The 930-nt window shown below is 43.7% G+C and carries 2 protein-coding genes; both read left to right on the top strand.

What is annotated here, in order from left to right; translation table 11 throughout:
* Window positions 1–104 precede the first annotated feature (104 nt).
* Window positions 105–467 carry a hypothetical protein gene (locus tag A3762_RS21155; RefSeq protein WP_068755462.1) on the top strand — a complete coding sequence of 121 codons (363 nt, stop codon included), beginning with the start codon at window positions 105–107 and terminating at the stop codon, window positions 465–467.
* Between the two features lie 49 nt (window positions 468–516).
* Entirely contained in the window at window positions 517–858 is a 342-nt protein-coding gene (locus A3762_RS21160) for a DUF2834 domain-containing protein (RefSeq protein ID WP_068755464.1), read from the top strand.
* Window positions 859–930: the final 72 nt, after the last annotated feature.

Here is a 930-nt window from a genome sequence, read left to right on the forward strand (position 1 = left end):
AGATTGACCGCATACACAATTGCGAACCTTAAGGCTCGCATGATACAAAATGAAGCCTACTGTAAGACACTACATTTTTCGAATAAGAATAAAAGAGAATCACTATGTCGACATACCCTAAATCGCTTGACCATATGCTTGCTGCGTGGAACGAACCTGACCCATCGAAAGTACGCGCGCATCTTGATCTCGCACTAAACCCGGACATTCGTTTTGTCGACCCGACGATCGATGTGACAGGTATTGATGGCTTTGAACTGAATGTTCATAAAGTAAAAACTCAATTGCCCAATGCCGCGTATTCTCGAGCGAGCGGCTGGGACGCACAGCATGGTTTTTATCGCTATCACTGGGCAATTCACCAAGGCGACAAACTGGTACTAAAAGGCTTTGATGTCGTCGAAATAGACAATAACGATCAAGTCGCTTGCGTAATAGGTTTCTTTGACGACATTCCAAATTTATAAGCGCACATCAAATAAGAAATAGAAAGTAACAACACGGACTTCATTTCCCATGAACGAAAACACTTTCAAACTCAGTATCGGTATTTCAGCAGCAATCTTCCTCGCCGTGTTCGCACTTTATACCGCACCTGCAGCTTTGGTTGATGGCGATATAATCGGTGCTTTTACAGCAGGCTTCGTTAACCCTTTCGCGGCTGGTTATTCAACTGACGTGATTATGTGCTGGTTCATTATGAGCGCCTGGATCCTCTACGAACGCAAGCAATTCGGGTACAAATATGGCCCGCTATGTATGGCCTTAGGATTAGTACCGGGCGTGGCAGTCGGCTTCGCTTTGTATTTATATTTGAGAACCAAACAAGAAACACATCGTCTAAGTTCAGATGTCTGACGAGAAAACTATGATTCGAATATTTAGCCACGACAATTCTATGGTCGTGCATAACATCAAAAACATCCTTGA

It is taken from the genome of Oleiphilus sp. HI0125, from assembly GCF_001635355.1.

Excerpts from the sequence above, each read along its gene's own strand:
- A3762_RS21155 (WP_068755462.1), top strand. The coding sequence starts at position 105 with ATGTCGACATACCCTAAATCGCTTGACCATATGCTTGCTGCGTGGAAC.
- A3762_RS21160 (WP_068755464.1), top strand. The coding sequence starts at position 517 with ATGAACGAAAACACTTTCAAACTCAGTATCGGTATTTCAGCAGCAATC.